This is a genomic window from Shigella sp. FC1661 (genome assembly GCF_001712525.1).
In the GTDB taxonomy this organism is placed as follows: domain Bacteria; phylum Pseudomonadota; class Gammaproteobacteria; order Enterobacterales; family Enterobacteriaceae; genus Escherichia; species Escherichia coli.
In genome coordinates this window covers 1-848 of record NZ_MDGW01000395.1, presented here as the reverse complement: position 1 = coordinate 848, position 848 = coordinate 1, and the positions used below count along the sequence as shown (strand labels likewise).

Annotated in this window: 2 protein-coding genes and 2 pseudogenes; 2 read left to right on the top strand and 2 right to left on the bottom strand. The window is 48.7% G+C overall.

Annotated elements, in window-relative coordinates:
• The coding region (locus tag BFF42_RS18850) for an IS1 family transposase (RefSeq protein ID WP_146699264.1) at positions 1-129 on the bottom strand (129 nt) is incomplete at its 3' end.
• Positions 130-187: 58 nt separating this feature from the next.
• On the opposite strand from BFF42_RS18850, the pseudogene BFF42_RS18845 reads away from it, so the two are divergent.
• Positions 188-316: pseudogene (locus tag BFF42_RS18845) on the top strand (DUF3829 domain-containing protein); the annotation flags it as partial.
• 49 nt (positions 317-365) lie between these two features.
• Here BFF42_RS18845 and BFF42_RS18840 read toward each other — a convergent pair.
• Positions 366-635: pseudogene (locus BFF42_RS18840) on the bottom strand (PTS sugar transporter subunit IIA); the annotation flags it as partial.
• Positions 636-698: 63 nt separating this feature from the next.
• On the opposite strand from BFF42_RS18840, the gene BFF42_RS18835 reads away from it, so the two are divergent.
• Positions 699-848 (top strand): IS1 family transposase (locus BFF42_RS18835; RefSeq protein ID WP_146753298.1); only part of this gene is annotated, 150 nt, incomplete at its 3' end.

The following is an 848-nucleotide window of genomic DNA, read 5'->3' as shown; positions in this document are numbered from 1 at the left end:
GGTGTAAGTGAACTGTAGTTGCCATGTTTTACGGCAATGAGAGCAGAGATAGCGCTGATGTCCGGCAGTGCTTTTGCCGTTACGCACCACGCCTTCAGTAGCGGAGCAGGAAGGACATCTGATGGAAATGGAAGCCTCGCAAGCACCTTAAAATCACCATCATACACTAAATCAGTAAGTTGGCAGCATTACCTACTCTGACTGGGATAAAGAGCAACTTCAGGACGCAAACTCAAGCTGGATGGTCGAAGACTCTTTCCCGAGAGCATTACGCGAGTACAACGAAATGGTTGATGACTATAATAGCCTGCGTTAAACGTTCTTGATGATAAATGCAGTGTCGGATGCGGCGCATCCGACACAGTTCACCCCTTGTGAAGTAACTCCATAAATGCCTCATATCCTGTTAACCCGGCAATAACCTCTGCCGGATGCTGACACAATATGCTTGCCAGATAGCTAAATATTTTTAGCTCATGACGCGCATCGGCGGCGGCGCAGGCGATCAAGACATGGTTAATGACTTCGTTATTCACCTCAACTGGTTGGGCGAGGGTAATAAAAAATCCACGAAAACGTCGCTCCTGTTCGCTCCAGCAATGTGGGATGGCGAGGCGATTAACAATCAGGTTTTGGTAATGCTGCCAACTTACTGATTTAGTGTATGATGGTGATTTTAAGGTGCTTGCGAGGCTTCCATTTCCATCAGATGTCCTTCCTGCTCCGCTACTGAAGGCGTGGTGCGTAACGGCAAAAGCACTGCCGGACATCAGCGCTATCTCTGCTCTCATTGCCGTAAAACATGGCAACTACAGTTCACTTACACCGCCTCTCAGCCCGGTACGCAC